Genomic DNA, 16634 nt, shown 5'->3' with positions numbered 1-16634 from the left:
TAGTCTCGGTAACGTTGCTTTTACCTTCAGGTCTCACCTGTAGGGCGTACCCCACGTCGGCAGCGTTGCCGGTGGCCCGAGGAGTTGTACACGTGACCAGCACAGCGCAGGCACCTCAGTCAGGAGCCAGGACGGCTCACCCCGAGCATCTCGGGCACGTCATCTTCATCGCGGCGGCGGCCGCGATGGGCGGCTTCCTGTTCGGCTACGACAGCTCCGTGATCAACGGCGCCGTCGAGGCGATCCGGCACCGCTACGACATCGGCTCCGCGGCCCTGGCCCAGGTCATCGCCGTCGCCCTGATCGGCTGCGCGATCGGCGCCGCCACCGCCGGCCGGATCGCCGACCGCATCGGCCGTATCCGGGTCATGCAGATCGCCGCCGTGCTGTTCACCGTCAGCGCCGTCGGCTCGGCGCTGCCCTTCTCCCTGTGGGACTTCGCCCTCTGGCGCGTCGTCGGCGGCTTCGCCATCGGCATGGCCTCCGTCATCGGCCCCGCCTACATCGCCGAGGTCGCCCCGCCCGCGTACCGCGGCCGCCTCGGCTCCTTCCAGCAGGCCGCGATCGTCATCGGCATCGCCATTTCCCAGCTGGTCAACTGGGGCCTGCTCAACGCCGCCGGCGGCGACCAGCGCGGCAAGCTGATGGGCCTGGAGGCCTGGCAGGTCATGCTGGGTGTCATGGTCGTCCCGGCCGTCCTGTACGGCCTGCTCTCCTTCGCGATCCCGGAGTCCCCGCGCTTCCTGATCTCCGTCGGCAAGCGCGAGCGCGCCCGTGAGATCCTCGCCGAGGTCGAGGGCGAGGCCCGCGACCTGGACGCCCGCGTCGCCGAGATCGAGCACGCCATGAAGAGCGAGCACAAGTCCTCCTTCAAGGACCTGCTCGGCGGCGGCTTCTTCTTCAAGCCGATCGTCTGGATCGGCATCGGCCTGTCGGTCTTCCAGCAGTTCGTCGGCATCAACGTCGCGTTCTACTACTCCTCGACGCTGTGGCAGTCGGTCGGTGTCGATCCGACGGACTCGTTCTTCTACTCCTTCACGACGTCGATCATCAACATCCTCGGCACCGTGATCGCGATGATCTTCGTGGACCGCATCGGCCGCAAGCCGCTCGCGCTGATCGGCTCGGCAGGTATGACCGTCGGCCTCGCGCTGGAGGCCTGGGCGTTCTCCTCCCACCTGGTGGACGGCAAGCTGCCCGCCACCCAGGGCTGGATCGCCCTGATCGCCGCACACGTCTTCGTCCTCTTCTTCGCCCTCTCCTGGGGTGTGGTCGTCTGGGTCATGCTCGGTGAGATGTTCCCGAACAAGCTCCGCGCCGCCGCCCTGGGCGTGGCCGCCGCCGCGCAGTGGATCGCCAACTGGGCCATCACCGCGAGCTTCCCGTCGCTGGCCGACTGGAACCTGTCCGGCACCTACATCATCTACACGGCCTTCGCCGCGCTCTCCATCCCGTTCGTCCTCAGGTTCGTCAAGGAGACGAAGGGCAAGGCGCTGGAGGAGATGGGCTGAGCCTCCCCGAGGCCCCCGGACCGAGGAGAAGGGCCAAGTCCCCGCTGCCCCTCTCCTCGCACCACCCGCCGCCCCCGGCTCGGCCGCTGTCCGAGCCGGGGGCGGCGGTCTCGCGCCATGCGAGGCAGCCCTCGCAGGCAGCCCTCGCAGGTCAGCCGCCCAGCGCCGGAACCACCCGCTCCGCGAACAGCCGCAGGCTGCGCCACCCCTCCGCCACCGGCATCCCGCCCGCCAGCGGATGCAGGACGAGGCTGTCCAGACCCTGGGCCAGGCAGTCCCGCGGGGTGAGGATCCGGTAGACGCCCTCCGCGCGCAGCTCCTGAACCGTCGTCGCCGCCGACTTCACGGCCGAGCGGATGTCGCCGGACTGCCAGGAGGCATAGGTCCGCGCCTCGTGCAGGAAGTGCTCGCCGTACTCGGCCCACGCCCGGTCCGGGTCCTCGGCCAGGTGCAGCAGCGGGGTCTCGGCGGCCGGCATCATGGTCCAGCCCTCGGTGCCGTACTCCGCGAGCCGCTCCTTGTAGTACGCCTCCAGCTCCGGCAGGTGCGCGCTGGGGAAGAACGGCAGGCCGAGCCGGGCGGCCCGGCGGGCGGCGGCCCTGGAGGAGCCGCCCACCAGCAGCAGGGGGTGCGGTTCGGTGTACGGGCGCGGGGTGAGCCGTACCGTACGGCCCCGGTACTCGAACGCCTCGCCGGTCCACGCCTTCAGGACCGTCTCCAGCAGTTCGTCCTGCAGCCGGCCGCGCCGCTTCCAGTCCACGTCGAACAGCGCGTACTCCTCGGGCCGGTACCCGATCCCGGCCACCGTCACCAGCCGGCCGCCGCTGAGCAGGTCAAGCACGGCGATGTCCTCGGCCAGCCGAAGCGGGTCGTGCAGCGGGCCGATGACCGCCGACACGGTGACCGCGATCCGCCGGGTGGCCCCGAACACAGCGCCCGCGAAGGCGAACGGCGACGGCAGCCAGTTGTCCGCGACCCCGTGGTGCTCCTCGGTCTGCACGGTGGTGATGCCGTGCTCGTCGGCGTACGCGGCCATCTCCAGCGCGGCCCGGTAGCGGGCGGAGAGGGAGGCGGGGGAGGCGCCGGGTTCGACGAGGTTGAAGCGTACGACCGTGACGGGCATGGGAGTCCCCCTGGGCCGGGTGAGTGGGGTTCGGGCGGAGTCCGGGCGGGGCGCCGGGGTTCCGGTGCCCGGGGGACGGTAGCTGACGGCACGTCAGATCGCCAGGGTTCCGGCACGCCGCCGTTCGGCCCCGCCGACCACCCCTCGGGCCGGGAGGGGTCACGCATACTGGACCCGTTATGGAAACCGTCATCCTTGCTGTAGTCATCGCCGTGGTCGTGCTGGCCGTGCTCGGCGGGCTCGTGGTCGGCTCCCGGCGCAAGAAGCCGCTGCCCCCGCCGCCCCCGGCAGCGCCCGACATCACCGCGCCCCCGGCCGAGCCGCACGTCGGCGACGAGGCCGAGACACCGCGCGACGAACCGCGCCGGACGATCGAGGAGGTGGACCTCCCCGGCGGCCCTCCGGTCACCGTCGAGGAACCTCCCGTCGCGGAGGCCGTGACGGCCCCCGAGATCGAGATCCCGGAGCCCACCGCCGGGCGGCTGATCCGCCTGCGCGCCCGACTGTCCCGCTCGCAGAACGCCCTCGGCAAGGGCCTGCTCACCCTGCTGTCGCGCGAGCACCTCGACGAGGACACCTGGGAGGAGGTCGAGGACACGCTGCTCACCGCCGATGTCGGCGTGCGGCCAACCCAGGAGCTGGTCGAACGGCTGCGCGAGCGCGTCAAGGTCCTCGGCACCCGAACCCCCGCGGAGCTGCGCGGTCTGCTCCGCGAGGAGCTGCTCAAGCTGGTCGGCACCGAGGTCGACCGCACCGTCAGGACCGAGCCCGCCGACCGCACGCCGGGCATCGTGATGGTCGTCGGCGTCAACGGCACCGGCAAGACCACCACCACCGGCAAGCTCGCCCGCGTCCTGGTCGCCGACGGCCGCAGCGTCGTCCTCGGCGCCGCCGACACCTTCCGGGCCGCCGCCGCCGACCAGCTGCAGACCTGGGGCGAGCGGGTCGGCGCCCACACCGTGCGCGGGCCGGAGGCGGGCGACCCCGCCTCCGTCGCCTTCGACGCGGTCAAGGAGGGCAAGGAGATGGGGGTCGACGTCGTCCTCATCGACACCGCCGGCCGGCTGCACACCAAGACCGGCCTCATGGACGAGCTGGGCAAGGTCAAGCGGGTCGTGGAGAAGCACGCGCCGATCGACGAGGTGCTGCTCGTCCTGGACGCCACCACCGGTCAGAACGGCCTGGTGCAGGCCCGGGTGTTCGCCGAGGTCGTCGACATCACCGGCATCGTGCTGACCAAGCTGGACGGTACGGCCAAGGGCGGCATCGTCGTCGCCGTCCAGCGCGAGCTGGGCGTACCGGTCAAGCTGATCGGCCTCGGCGAGGGCGCGGACGACCTGGCGCCGTTCGAGCCGGAGGCGTTCGTCGATGCGCTCATCGGTGACTAGTGCCGCGGCAGGCGACGTTCGCCCCGTCGCTACGCCCGGCACGCGCCCCCGCCCTCGAACCGGCTTCGCCGCCTCGGGCAGGGCCTCCTTCGCCGCACCGGGTACAGGCCCAAGTACGTCCAGTACGAGGGCCCGTACCCGGCACTCCCCCCAGCCTTCGGCCGGGGGGACCCCCAGAGCACGCAACGGACGCCGCTCCTTGACGGGCAGACGTTGCCTGCCACGGCACTGGTGGGGGAGTGCGTTTACCCCCTCACGCCCACGAGGCGCCCGCCCCGGAGTCCACTCGGGGGCGGGCGCCTCGCCGTGTGGGGGAGGCCTACTCCTGTGCCCGTGACCGGTGCGCCACGTACGCCAGCGTGCCCAGCAGCAGCCGGGCCGCCGGGGGACGGCTCACCGCGTCCAGCGCGGGCGGGCGCAGCCAGCGCACCGGGCCGAGGCCGCCCCGGTCGCAGGGCGGCGCGGTGATGTACGTACCCGGGCCGAGGCCGCGCAGGTCCAGGGCGGACGGGTCGTCCCAGCCCATCCGGTAGAGCAGGGCGGGAAGCTCGGCGGCGGCGCCGGGGGCGACGAGGAAGTGGGCCCGGCCGTCGGGGGTCGCGGTGACCGGGCCGAGGGGGAGCCCCATGCGCTCCAGCCGGGCCAGGGCGCGGCGCCCGGCGGGCTCGGCGACCTCGATGACGTCGAACGCGCGGCCGACGGGGAGCATCACCGCGGCGCCCGGGAACTCGGACCAGGCCCGGGTCACCTCGTCGAGCGTGGCCCCGGCCGGCACCCGGGGCGCGAAGTCGAGCGGATGCGCGCCCGGCGCGGGGCAGTCGGCGTGCCCGCAGGAGCAGGCGCCCGCCGCGGCCCGAGCGCCCGGCACGACGTCCCAGCCCCACAGCCCGGTGAACTCGGCGACGTCGGTGCACTCCGACGAACGGCCGCGCCGGCGTGCGCCGGAGCGGATCTCGCGAATGCCGCCGATCGTGAAGCCCATACCCCCTCCAACGGGTCCGGCGCGCCGGTGGTTACGGCGCGGAACAGGACGGAAGCGGAACGTGACGACATCGTCCGCCTTCCCCCGCTCGAGCGATATCACGGCGGCGCTTCGGAGCATCCCGGGTGGTGCGCTCCGTCATGCGCGCCCTTGAGTGCGTCCTTCCGCCCACTTCCGGCCGTCCTGTGTCAAGTGAATCGCGCCTGGCGGATCGTGAGTTCATTCGAAGGGGTGGCGAATGGTGGCGTTTCAGGGATCGCCGTGGCTGGACGGGTGATCGTAGGATTACTGTGTGTGCACGAGGCCTGGGGGCACATCCACTCGTGGGTATGCCGGAGGCAAGTCGTCAGTCCTTTCGAAGGGTGAGAACGGGCGGACGGGAGCCGTATTTACCGGCATTCTGATAGGGCTTGGCGCAGTCGGCGACAAGTGGTCTCAGGGATGGGGGCGTTCCAGTGGGCGGCAACGGCGGTAACGGAACGAACGCTGACAAACGCCCCAACGAGCTGCTCGGCTCGTGGTTCGTGCGCAGCGGCTGGTCCAAGGGTGAGCTGGCCCGCCAAGTCAACCGCCGGGCACGCCAGTTGGGTGCCAACCACATCTCCACGGACACCTCCCGGGTGCGCCGCTGGCTCGATGGGGAGAACCCGCGCGAGCCGATCCCGAGGATCCTGTCCGAGCTGTTCTCCGAGCGGTTCGGCTGTGTCGTCTCCGTCGAGGACCTCGGGCTGCGCGCCGCCCGCCAGTCACCCTCCGCGTCCGGCGTGGACCTGCCCTGGACGGGCCCGCAGGCGGTGGCCCTGCTGAGCGAGTTCTCGCGCAGCGACCTCATGCTCGCGCGGCGCGGCTTCCTCGGAACCTCGCTCGCCCTGTCCGCGGGCCCGTCCCTCATCGAGCCCATGCAGCGCTGGCTCGTCCCCAACCCCGGCGCCCCGGTCCCGCACCAGCCGGAGAGCGCCGCCGACTCCCGCCGCCCGGGCCGGCTGTCCAAGCCCGAACTGGACCTGCTGGAATCGACCACGGTGATGTTCCGCCAGTGGGACGCCCAGTGCGGCGGCGGTCTGCGCCGCAAGGCCGTCGTCGGCCAGCTGCACGAGGTCACCGACCTCCTCCAGGAACCCCAGCCCGAGGCCACCACCCGCAAGCTGTTCAAGGTCGCCGCCGAGCTGGCCGAGCTGGCCGGCTGGATGTCGTACGACGTGGGACTCCAGCCCACCGCGCAGAAGTACTTCGTCCTCGCCCTGCACGCCGCCAAGGAGGCGGGCGACAAGCCGCTCGGCTCGTACGTCCTGTCCAGCATGAGCCGTCAGATGATCCACCTCGGCCGGCCCGACGACGCCCTGGAACTGATCCACCTCGCCCAGTACGGCAGCCGTGACTGCGCGAGCCCGCGCACCCAGTCCATGCTGTATGCGATGGAGGCCCGCGCCTACGCCAACATGGGACAGCCCGGCAAGTGCAAGCGGGCCGTCCGGATGGCCGAGGACACCTTCGCCGAGGCCGACGACTGGGACGAGCCGGACCCCGACTGGATCCGCTTCTTCTCCGAGGCCGAGCTGTACGGCGAGAACTCCCACTCGTTCCGCGACCTCGCCTACGTCGCCGGCCGCAGCCCCGCCTACGCCTCCCTCGCCGAACCCCTGATGCAGCGCGCCGTGGAGCTTTTCGCCAAGGACACCGAGCACCAGCGGTCGTACGCACTCAACCTGATCGGCATGGCCACCGTGCACCTGCTGCGCCGCGAGCCCGGGCAGAGCACCGACTACGCCTCGCAGGCCATGCGGATCGCCAAGAAGGTCCGCTCCGAGCGCGTCAACACTCGTATTCGAAAGACGGTGTACACGGCCGCGCGCGACTTCGGTGACCTCAGTGAGGTCGTCGACCTCACCGAACAGCTCTCCGTCGACCTCCCCGAGACCGCCGAAGCGGTCTGAACCCCGGACCCCGGCCGCGGCCGGCCCTCCCGAACTGCCCGACTCGGCTCCCCCGTGCCAGGTCATCGGAAGGCCGCCCGCGGCCGGCCTGTCTTCTCTCCGAGAAGGTTGCGCCACGATAACGATCCCGCGGCCGGAGATCCGGCACTTCATCGAGGCGTAACACACAGGGCGTCTTCGTCACCCCGGCGAAACAACGAGGGGCTTCGACCGAAACCGCGCTGCGCCAATCTCATGGCGCATAACCGGCCCACCCCTCACTGACCGGATCGCTCGCTCAGGCTTCGCCCGCACGGGGCCGTACCAACCGACGAGGAGACGCCGATGGCATCAGCCGCCATCACGCTTGCCGCGGAGGCACCCAAGCTGTCCTCCGCGAACACGGGCTTCATGCTCATCGCATCCGCCCTTGTACTGATCATGACGCCCGGTCTGGCCTTCTTCTACGGAGGCATGGTCCGCGTCAAGAGCACCCTGAACATGCTGATGATGAGCTTCATCAGCATGGGCATCGTCACCATCCTGTGGGTGCTCTACGGCTTCTCCCTCGCCTTCGGCACCCACAACGGCCTGATCGGCTGGGATTCCGACTGGTTCGGACTGCGCAAGATCGGTCTGACGGAGCTCTGGCCCGGCTACACCATCCCGATCTTCGTCTTCATGGTCTTCCAGATGATGTTCGCCATCATCACGCCGGCCCTGATAAGCGGCGCCCTCGCGGACCGCGTGAAGTTCTCGGCCTGGTCGCTCTTCATCGCCCTGTGGCTCACGCTCGTCTACGTCCCGGTCGCCCACTGGGTCTGGGGCGCCGACGGCTGGGCCTTCAAGCTCGGCGTGATCGACTTCGCCGGTGGTACGGCGGTGCACATCAACGCCGGTGCCGCGGCCCTCGGCGTGATCCTGGTCATCGGCAAGCGCGTCGGCTTCAAGAAGGACCCGATGCGCCCGCACAGCCTCCCGCTGGTCATGCTCGGCGCCGGTCTGCTGTGGTTCGGCTGGTTCGGCTTCAACGCCGGCTCCTGGCTCGGCAACGACGACGGCGTCGGCGCGCTGATGTTCGTCAACACGCAGGTCGCCACCGCCGCCGCCATGCTGGCCTGGCTCGCCTACGAGAAGATCCGGCACGGCGCGTTCACCACGCTGGGCGCCGCCTCCGGAGCGGTCGCCGGTCTGGTCGCGATCACCCCGTCCGGTGGCGCGGTCTCCCCGCTCGGCGCGATCGCCGTCGGTGTCATCGCCGGTGTCGCCTGCGCCGCCGCCGTGGGCCTGAAGTTCAAGTTCGGCTTCGACGACTCGCTCGACGTCGTCGGCGTCCACATGGTCGGCGGCATCATCGGCTCCCTGCTGATCGGCTTCTTCGCCACCGGCAAGGGCCAGTCCACCGCGACGGGCGTCTTCTACGGCGACCACTCCTTCACCCAGCTGTGGAAGCAGTGCGCCGGTGTCGGCGCGGTCCTCGCCTACTCCCTCGTCGTCTCGGCGGTCCTCGCCTTCCTGCTCGACAAGACCATCGGTATGCGGGTCACCGAGGACGAGGAGGTCTCCGGCATCGACCAGGCCGAGCACGCCGAGACCGCATACGACTTCAGCGGCGCCGGCGGTGGCGTCGTCGGAACCGTCTCCGCCGCGGCGCTGGCCGGGACGCAGAACAAGAAGGTGGACGCATGAGGCTCATCACCGCCGTCGTCAAGCCCCACCGGCTCGACGAGATCAAGGAGGCACTTCAGGCCTTCGGCGTCCACGGACTGACGGTCACCGAAGCGAGCGGTTACGGTCGTCAGAGGGGGCACACCGAGGTCTACCGGGGCGCCGAGTACACGGTCGACCTGGTCCCCAAGATCCGCATCGAGGTGCTGGCCGAGGACGACGACGCCGAACAGCTGATCGAGGTCATCGTCAAGGCCGCCCGCACCGGCAAGATCGGCGACGGCAAGGTCTGGTCCCTGCCGGTCGAGACGGCCGTACGGGTGCGCACCGGCGAGCGCGGTCCGGACGCGCTGTAGAACAGAACCATCTGCATACAGGCAGGAGCTGCTGGGTGACGAGTACAGATGTTCGGAACGACGCGGATGACTCGGGACCCGGCGGCTACGCGGCGGCCCGGCTGCGCCTCCTCACCGAGGGGGCGCGGTCCGGGCCGCCGCGCCGTGCCGCCCTCGCCGAACTGACCGACGAGTGGCTGTCGGGCCTGTTCACCGCGGCGGCCGAGGGCCTCAAGGGTGTCTCGCTCGTGGCCGTCGGCGGCTACGGCCGCGGGGAACTGTCCCCGCGCAGCGACCTCGACCTCCTGCTGCTGCACGACGGCGCCGACCCGAAGGCGGTCGCCGCGCTCGCCGACCGCCTCTGGTACCCCGTCTGGGACCTCGGCCTCGCCCTCGACCACTCGGTGCGCACCTCGGCGGAGGCCCGCAAGACGGCGGGGGAGGACCTGAAGGTCCAGCTCGGCCTCCTGGACGCCCGCCACCTCGCCGGCGATCTCGGCCTGACCGCCGGCCTGCGCACGGCCGTGCTCGCGGACTGGCGCAACCAGGCGCCGAAACGTCTCCCCGAGCTGCAGGAGCTGTGCGCCGAGCGCGCCGAACGCCAGGGTGAGCTGCAGTACCTCCTGGAACCCGACCTCAAGGAGGCCCGGGGCGGTCTGCGGGACGCCACCGCCCTGCGCGCCGTGGCCGCCTCCTGGATGGCCGACGCGCCGCGCGAGGGCCTGGACGACGCCCGGCGCCGCCTGCTCGACGTACGCGACGCACTGCACCTGACCACCGGCCGGGCCACCGACCGGCTCGCTCTCCAGGAACAGGACCAGGTCGCCGCCGAACTGGGCCTGCTCGACGCCGACACCCTGCTGCGCCAGGTGTACGAGGCCGCACGGGTGATCTCCTACGCCAGCGATGTCACATGGCGCGAAGTGGGGCGCGTGCTGCGATCGCGCGCCGTGCGGCCCCGGCTGCGCGCCATGCTGGGCGGCAACAAGCCCGTCACCGAGAGGTCGCCGCTGGCCGAGGGCGTGGTCGAGCAGGACGGCGAGGTGGTGCTCGCCCGCGCCGCGCGCCCCGAACGCGACCCCGTGCTGCCCCTGCGTGCCGCGGCCGCCGCCGCCCAGGCCGGCCTCCCGCTCTCCCTGCACGCCGTACGGCGCATGGCCGCCACCGCGCGCCCCCTGCCCACGCCCTGGCCCGCCGAGGCACGCGAGCAACTGGTGACCCTGCTCGGCTCCGGCCGGCCCACGGTGGACGTCTGGGAGGCGCTGGAGGCGGAGGGACTCATCACCCAGCTCCTCCCCGACTGGGAGCGGGTCCGCTGCCGACCGCAGCGCAACGCCGTCCACATCTGGACGGTCGACCGCCACCTGATCGAAACGGCCGTCCGCGCCTCCGAGCTGACCCGCCACGTCAGCCGCCCCGACCTGCTGCTCGTCTCCGCCCTGCTGCACGACATCGGCAAGGGCTGGCCCGGCGACCACTCCGTGGCCGGCGAGATCATCGCCAAGGACGTCGCCGCCCGGATCGGCTTCGACCGCTCGGACGTCGCCGTCCTGTCCACCCTCGTACGCCACCACCTCCTCCTCGTCGAGACCGCCACCCGGCGCGACCTGGAGGACCCGGCCACCGTCCGCTCGGTCGCCGACGCCGTCGGCACCCAGGGCACGCTGGAACTGCTGCACGCCCTCACCGAGGCGGACGCGCTGGCCACCGGCCCGGCCGCCTGGTCCTCCTGGCGCGGCTCCCTCGTCGCCGACCTGGTCAAACGGGTCTCCGCCGTCCTCGCCGGCGACGCCCCCGAGGAGCCCGAGCCCGGCGCGCCCACCGCCGAGCAGGAGCGGCTGGCCGTCGAGGCGATCCGCACCGGCGGCCCCGTCCTGTCCCTGCGGGCCCAGACCGAGCCGCCCGCGGACGAGCCCGCCGCCGACCCCGAGCCCCTCGGCGTGGAACTGCTCATCGCCGTACCCGACCAGCCGGGCGTGCTGCCCGCCGTCGCCGGTGTCCTCGCCATGCACCGCCTGACCGTGCGCACGGCGGAACTGCGCACCCAGGACCTGCCGGACGGGGTCGAGGGCGGCTCGGTCCTGCTCCTCGACTGGCGGGTCGCCGCCGAGTACGGCTCCCTGCCCCAGGCGGCCCGGCTGCGCGCCGACCTGGTCCGCGCCCTGGACGGCACCCTGGACATCGCGGGACGCCTGGCGGAACGGGACGCGGCCTATCCGCGCCGCCGGGGCTGGGTGGCCCCGCCGCCGCGCGTGACGGTGGCCTCGGCGGCCTCCCGGCACGCGACGGTGATCGAGGTACGGGCCCAGGACGCGCCGGGGCTGCTGTTCCGGATCGGGGCGGCACTGGAGAAGGCGGGGGTACGGGTGCGCAGCGCGCACGTCAGCACCCTGGGAGCCAACGCCGTCGACGCCTTCTACGTCACCGGCGCGGCGGGCACCCCGCTGCCCGGCCAGGAGGCGGCATCGCTGGCGCGCGCACTGGAGGAGACCCTGAGGGCGTGACCCCGTCCGCTCGGCTTGTGCGGCCGGATACTCTGGAAGACGCTCAGACTGCCCCCGACTCCGAGGACCGACGCCGCCGTGTTCGATACTCTCTCCGACCGCCTCTCAGCGACTTTCAAGAACCTGCGCGGCAAGGGGCGCTTGAGCGAGGAGGACATCGACGCCACCGCCCGCGAGATCCGCATCGCGCTGCTCGAAGCGGACGTGGCCCTGCCGGTCGTGCGGGCGTTCATCAAGAACGTCAAGGAACGCGCCCTCGGCCTCCAGGGTTCGCGTTCGATGAACCCTGCCCAGCAGGTCCTGCTGATCGTGAAGGACGAACTGGTCACGATCCTCGGCGGCGAGACCCGGCGGCTGCGCTTCGCCAAGCAGCCGCCGACCGTGATCATGCTGGCGGGTCTGCAGGGTGCTGGTAAGACCACGCTCGCCGGCAAGCTCGGCCGCTGGCTGAAGGAGCAGGGCCACTCGCCGCTGCTGGTCGCCGCCGACCTGCAGCGCCCCAACGCCGTGAACCAGCTGAGCGTCGTCGCCGAGCGCGCGGGCGTCGCGGTCTACGCGCCCGAGCCGGGCAACGGCGTCGGCGACCCGGTCAAGGTCGCCAAGGACTCCATCGACTTCGCGCGGTCCAAGGTCCACGACATCGTGATCGTGGACACCGCCGGCCGCCTCGGCATCGACCAGGACATGATGCGGCAGGCCGCCGACATCCGGGACGCGGTCTCGCCGGACGAGATCCTCTTCGTCGTCGACGCGATGATCGGTCAGGACGCGGTCACCACCGCCGAGGCCTTCCGCGACGGCGTCGGCTTCGACGGTGTGGTGCTCTCCAAGCTCGACGGCGACGCCCGCGGTGGTGCCGCCCTGTCGATCCGCCAGGTCACCGGCAAGCCGATCATGTTCGCGTCGAGCGGCGAGAAGCTCGAGGACTTCGACGCCTTCCACCCGGACCGGATGGCCTCCCGCATCCTCGACATGGGTGACCTGCTCACCCTGATCGAGCAGGCGGGGAAGGTGTTCGACCAGGAAGAGGCCGAGAAAATGGCCTCCAAGCTGGCGTCCAAGAAGGGCCAGGACTTCACCCTGGACGACTTCCTGGCCCAGATGGAGCAGGTCAGGAAGATGGGCAGCATCAGCAAGCTGCTCGGGATGCTGCCCGGCATGGGGCAGATCAAGGACCAGATCAACAACCTCGACGAGCGGGACGTCGACCGCACCGCCGCGATCATCAAGTCGATGACCCCGGGCGAGCGCCAGGACCCGACGATCATCAACGGCTCGCGCAGGGCCCGTATCGCCAAGGGCTCCGGTGTCGAGGTCAGCGCGGTGAAGAACCTGGTCGAGCGGTTCTTCGAGGCCCGCAAGATGATGTCCCGCATGGCCCAGGGCGGCGGCATGCCGGGTATGCCGGGGGTGCCGGGCATGGGTGGCGGTCCCGGCCGGACGAAGAAGCAGCCGAAGAAGGCCAAGGGCAAGCAGCGTTCCGGCAACCCGATGAAGCGCCGGCAGCAGGAGCTGGAGGAGGCGCAGCGCCGCGAGGCGGCCGCCCAGGGCGGTAACGCCTTCGGGTTGCCGGAGCAGGGCGGCCAGGACTTCGAACTGCCGGACGAGTTCAAGAAGTTCATGGGCTGACCTCGTCGGCGGCAGCGCGCTCTTTCGGCCAATGCTGCCGCCCGGTCGCCGGCGGGGTCAGGGCACGCGGGCGATCAGATAGCGGAACACGTTCGGCATCCACACCGTGCCGTCCGGCCGCCGGTGCGGGTGCAGTGCCTCCGTCAGTTCCTTGTCGACCTGCTCCTGGTCGGTCGCCGCGACGGCCGCGTCGAACAGCCCCGTCGACAGCAGGCCCCGTACGGCGCTGTCGACGTCGGCGTAACCGAACGGGCAGGCCACCCGCCCGGAGCCGTCCGGCCGCAGCCCGGCCCGCTGGGCGACCTCCTCCAGGTCGTCCCGCAGGGACGGGCGCCAGCCGTGCGTACGGCGCAGCGGGTCGGCGAGCTTGGCCGCCACCCGGAACACGGTCGAGGTGGCGCAGCGCTCGGGCGGGCCCCAGCCGGCCAGGACGACGGCGGCTCCCCGCGCCGCGAGCGGGCCCGCGGAGGCGAGCAGGTCACCGAGGCCCTCCGCGTCGCCCGCCAGGCAGCCGATCGGGTCGAACGCGGTCACCAGGGTGTACTCGGGCGGCCCCCCGGCGGCCGCGGTGGCCGAGGTGACCGCGCCGGCCACGTCCCGGGGCGAGCCCTCGACCAGCCGGGGCCGGCCGTTCCCGGGGGCGTCGCCGCCCGCACGCGCGCGTGCGCCCGGCGCGGAGTCGGGCTGCAGGCGTTCGCGGGCGAGGGCGAGCCGTTCGGGACAGGAGTCGACACCGGTCACCGAGGCTCCTCTGGAGGCCGCCATCAGCAGGGCCAGTCCGGAGCCGCAGCGCAGGCCCAGCAGGAGGGTCGCGGGGCCCACTTCGAGCCGCTCGAAGACGGTCTCGTAGAGCGGGACCAGCATCCGCTCCTGGATCTCGGACCAGTCACGCGCGCGTGCGCCCGGGTTCACGCGGGGTGCGGAGTCCGCGCGAGACAGGCGTTGCCGCACGAGCGTAGGTGTCATAGGTAAGCGCCCCAATCCGCCGAGGTTTCCGCTGCGCCGGTTCCGTGCCCCCGTGCCGCGCGCTCGCGCTTTCCACCTATGTCAGGTAACTCCCGGCTCGCGACGGCGTCCAGAGGGCGTGGGGCCCCGCTTGCGGGTTGCCGGTGCCTGTGGCGAGATTTCACATCCCGGCAACTTGGGCCCCTACCATCTGGCCATGGCAAAGGCACCCGTTCTCACACCACGCGCGGAGGACTTCCCGCGCTGGTACCAGGATGTGATCGCCAAGGCGGAGCCGGCCGACAACGGCCCGGTGCGCGGCACCATGGTGATCCGACCGTACGGGTACGGGCTGTGGGAGCGGATGCAGGCGGAGATGGACGCCCGCATCAAGGAGACCGGCGCCCGCAACGCGTACTTCCCGCTGCTGATCCCGCAGTCGTACCTGACCCGCGAGGCCGACCACGTCGAGGGCTTCGCGCCCGAGCTGGCGGTGGTCACGCACGGCGGCGGCAAGGAGCTGGAGGAGCCGGCGGTCGTCCGCCCCACCTCCGAGATGATCATCAACGACTACTTCTCGAAGTGGGTGCAGAGCTACCGTGACCTGCCCCTGCTGATCAACCAGTGGGCCAATGTTGTCCGTTGGGAGCTGCGGCCCCGTCTCTTCCTGCGCACCACGGAGTTCCTGTGGCAGGAGGGGCACACGGCGCACGCGACCCACGAGGAGGCGCGGGACTTCGCCGCGCGCATCCACCGCGAGGTGTACGAGGACTTCATGGTCGAAGTCCTCGCGATGGACGTCGTACCGGGGCGCAAGACGGTCAGGGAGCGGTTCGCCGGCGCACTCAACACCCTCACCCTGGAGGGCATGATGGGCGACGGCAAGGCGCTGCAGATGGCCACCAGTCATGAACTCGGCCAGAACTTCGCCAAGGCGTTCAACACCCGGTACCTGTCGAAGGACGGCCGGCGGGAACTCGTCTGGCAGACCTCCTGGGGCTCCACGACCCGCATGATCGGCGCCCTGGTGATGACGCACGGCGACGACAGCGGCCTGCGGGTCCCGCCGCGGCTGGCACAGGTCCAGGTCGTCGTCCTTGCGGTCAAGGACGACGACGCGGTTCTGGCCAGGGTCCGGGAGATCGGCGACCGGCTGAGGGCGGCGGGCCTGCGGGTCCAGGTGGACGACCGTACCGACATCCCCTTCGGCCGCCGCGCCGTCGACTGGGAGCTGAAGGGCGTGCCCGCCCGCGTCGAGGTCGGCCCCCGCGACCTGGAGAACGGCACCGCGATGCTGGCCCGCCGCATCCCCGGCGGCAAGGAGCCGGTGGCCCTCGGCGCGCTGGCGGACCTGCTCCCGGGAATGCTGGAGGAGGACCAGGCGCTGCTGCTCCGGCAGTCCCGCGAGCGCCGGGAGTCCCGCACCACGGACGTGTCGACGATCGACGAGGCCGTCGAGGCAGTCGGCGCCGGCGGCTGGGCGCGCGTCCCGTGGGGCGTGCTCGGCGAGGACGGCGAGGCCACGCTGGCCGAGCACGCGGTGACCGTACGGTGTCTGGTCGCCGAGGACGGGTCGGTGCCCGAGGACGGCGACGCCCCGGGTAACGTCGCGATCGTCGCGCGCGCTTACTGAGGTAGCGGCTTCCGCTGCGGGCGCGACCGAAACGTGTCTTGCGCATCCGCCGGCCACAGTGGCCCCGGCGCGCGGACAGGGTCTACACGCCGGACCGTATCGCGGGCTACGCACCAGCTTGGTACGAGCTGTGAGGCTTCTCCGCAGATCAGCGCACCCGCCCTCGTCAGGACGCATCAGTCGCAACTGACGGGTACGTGCAAATTATTTGGGATGGCCCGGAATAGGAACACAGCGGCACCCCCGCTCGTTGTCATTACGTGAGCACGACACAGACACCACCTGTCCTCGCCGCAGAGCTGGCGCAGGCGTGGGCCGACATTCAGCGGTACCACCCCGAGCTGCCGGACCTTGCCGCGCCGGAGTCCCTGATCGGAGAGTCGTCGTCCGCGTGCGGTCACGAACTCTCCTTCGAACGACTGCTCCATGAGGCAGTCCATGGCATCGCCGCCGCCCGAGGAGTCCGCGACACCTCCCGGGCCGGCCGCTACCACAACCGCCGTTTCCTCGCGATCGCCGAGGAACTGGGCCTGGACCACCCCGACGAGCCGCATCCCAGCAGCGGCTTCTCGCTGGTCACGCTCAACCCCGAGGCCAAGCGGCGTTACCGGCCGACCATCGATCGCCTCCAGCGGGCCCTCAAGGCCCACACGGTGGCGACCTCCGCCGACACCTCCCGCACCTTCCGCGGCCCGGCCGCCCGGCACGGCTCCTCGGGCGGCGGTGTCCGCGTCAAGGCCGTCTGCGACTGCGGCCGCAACGTCCGGGTGGTCCCCTCGGTCCTGGCCCAGGCCCCGATCGTGTGCGGCGGCTGCGGGAAGCCGTTCCGCATCCCGGAGATGCCCGAGCTCCCCGAGGTCGTGGGAGCGGCGGCGGGCTAGGGCCACGGCTGCTCGTGGCAGCCGTGGCCCCGCGCGCCGAGCCGGGGCAGCGCACCCGACGTACCTCACCTCCGCGCCGGGTGCCGCACCGGCATGCCCGAAGACGCCCCCACCCCCTCGGC

The 16634-nt window shown here is 71.7% G+C and carries 12 protein-coding genes; 9 read left to right on the top strand and 3 right to left on the bottom strand.

What is annotated here, in order from left to right:
* Window positions 1-92 precede the first annotated feature (92 nt).
* On the top strand, window positions 93-1511 hold the full coding sequence (locus ACFYMM_RS22575; RefSeq protein ID WP_388389288.1) for a sugar porter family MFS transporter: 1419 nt from the start codon (window positions 93-95) through the stop codon (window positions 1509-1511).
* A 151-nt stretch (window positions 1512-1662) separates the two neighbouring features.
* Here ACFYMM_RS22575 and ACFYMM_RS22570 read toward each other — a convergent pair whose 3' ends face one another.
* Complete coding sequence (locus ACFYMM_RS22570) at window positions 1663-2634, bottom strand: LLM class flavin-dependent oxidoreductase (protein ID WP_388389286.1); 972 nt, start codon at window positions 2632-2634, stop codon at window positions 1663-1665.
* 179 nt (window positions 2635-2813) lie between these two features.
* Here ACFYMM_RS22570 and ftsY point away from each other — a divergent pair, with 179 nt between their 5' ends.
* A complete protein-coding gene (gene ftsY, locus ACFYMM_RS22565; RefSeq protein ID WP_388389284.1) occupies window positions 2814-4022 on the top strand; it encodes a signal recognition particle-docking protein FtsY in 1209 nt (402 codons plus the stop codon).
* 319 nt (window positions 4023-4341) lie between these two features.
* Here ftsY and ACFYMM_RS22560 read toward each other — a convergent pair whose 3' ends face one another.
* On the bottom strand, window positions 4342-5004 hold the full coding sequence (locus ACFYMM_RS22560) for a bifunctional DNA primase/polymerase (protein WP_388389282.1): 663 nt from the start codon (window positions 5002-5004) through the stop codon (window positions 4342-4344).
* A gap of 455 nt (window positions 5005-5459) precedes the next feature.
* Between ACFYMM_RS22560 and ACFYMM_RS22555 the strand changes: the two genes are divergently transcribed.
* The 5 genes from ACFYMM_RS22555 (at window position 5460) to ffh (ending at window position 13053) form a co-directional block, all read left to right on the top strand.
* On the top strand, window positions 5460-6938 hold the full coding sequence (locus tag ACFYMM_RS22555) for a hypothetical protein (protein WP_388389280.1): 1479 nt from the start codon (window positions 5460-5462) through the stop codon (window positions 6936-6938).
* A 324-nt stretch (window positions 6939-7262) separates the two neighbouring features.
* The gene (locus ACFYMM_RS22550; RefSeq protein WP_388389278.1) at window positions 7263-8606 is read left to right on the top strand and encodes an ammonium transporter; all 1344 of its coding nucleotides are present in this window, start codon (window positions 7263-7265) and stop codon (window positions 8604-8606) included.
* On the top strand, window positions 8603-8941 hold the full coding sequence (locus ACFYMM_RS22545) for a P-II family nitrogen regulator (RefSeq protein ID WP_030750857.1): 339 nt from the start codon (window positions 8603-8605) through the stop codon (window positions 8939-8941). The genes ACFYMM_RS22550 and ACFYMM_RS22545 overlap by 4 nt, the downstream gene beginning before the upstream one ends.
* A 35-nt stretch (window positions 8942-8976) precedes the next feature.
* Entirely contained in the window at window positions 8977-11424 is a 2448-nt protein-coding gene (locus ACFYMM_RS22540) for a [protein-PII] uridylyltransferase (protein ID WP_388389276.1), read from the top strand.
* A gap of 78 nt (window positions 11425-11502) precedes the next feature.
* On the top strand, window positions 11503-13053 hold the full coding sequence (ffh, locus tag ACFYMM_RS22535; protein WP_388389274.1) for a signal recognition particle protein: 1551 nt from the start codon (window positions 11503-11505) through the stop codon (window positions 13051-13053).
* 57 nt (window positions 13054-13110) lie between these two features.
* On the opposite strand, the gene ACFYMM_RS22530 is transcribed toward ffh, so the two are convergent.
* On the bottom strand, window positions 13111-14019 hold the full coding sequence (locus ACFYMM_RS22530) for a class I SAM-dependent methyltransferase (protein WP_388389272.1): 909 nt from the start codon (window positions 14017-14019) through the stop codon (window positions 13111-13113).
* Window positions 14020-14215: 196 nt separating this feature from the next.
* Between ACFYMM_RS22530 and proS the strand changes: the two genes are divergently transcribed.
* Both proS and ACFYMM_RS22520 read left to right on the top strand, forming a co-directional pair.
* Window positions 14216-15631 (top strand): proline--tRNA ligase, encoded by a 1416-nt coding sequence (gene proS / locus ACFYMM_RS22525; RefSeq protein ID WP_388389269.1) that lies wholly within the window; start codon window positions 14216-14218, stop codon window positions 15629-15631.
* 260 nt (window positions 15632-15891) lie between these two features.
* A complete protein-coding gene (locus ACFYMM_RS22520; RefSeq protein ID WP_388389267.1) occupies window positions 15892-16512 on the top strand; it encodes a hypothetical protein in 621 nt (206 codons plus the stop codon).
* The last annotated feature ends 122 nt before the right edge of the window (window positions 16513-16634 follow it).

This window comes from Streptomyces sp. NPDC006739 (assembly GCF_042869815.1).
Lineage (GTDB): Bacteria > Actinomycetota > Actinomycetes > Streptomycetales > Streptomycetaceae > Streptomyces.
This window is presented reverse-complemented; position numbering and strand designations above follow the sequence as displayed.

Bases quoted from the DNA above. Each gene is read 5' to 3' on its own strand.
- ACFYMM_RS22570 (WP_388389286.1), bottom strand. From the start codon at position 2,634: ATGCCCGTCACGGTCGTACGCTTCAACCTCGTCGAACCCGGCGCCTCC.
- ftsY (WP_388389284.1), top strand. From the start codon at position 2,814: ATGGAAACCGTCATCCTTGCTGTAGTCATCGCCGTGGTCGTGCTGGCC.
- ACFYMM_RS22560 (WP_388389282.1), bottom strand. From the start codon at position 5,004: ATGGGCTTCACGATCGGCGGCATTCGCGAGATCCGCTCCGGCGCACGC.
- ACFYMM_RS22550 (WP_388389278.1), top strand. From the start codon at position 7,263: ATGGCATCAGCCGCCATCACGCTTGCCGCGGAGGCACCCAAGCTGTCC.
- ACFYMM_RS22545 (WP_030750857.1), top strand. From the start codon at position 8,603: ATGAGGCTCATCACCGCCGTCGTCAAGCCCCACCGGCTCGACGAGATC.
- ACFYMM_RS22530 (WP_388389272.1), bottom strand. From the start codon at position 14,019: ATGACACCTACGCTCGTGCGGCAACGCCTGTCTCGCGCGGACTCCGCA.
- proS (WP_388389269.1), top strand. From the start codon at position 14,216: ATGGCAAAGGCACCCGTTCTCACACCACGCGCGGAGGACTTCCCGCGC.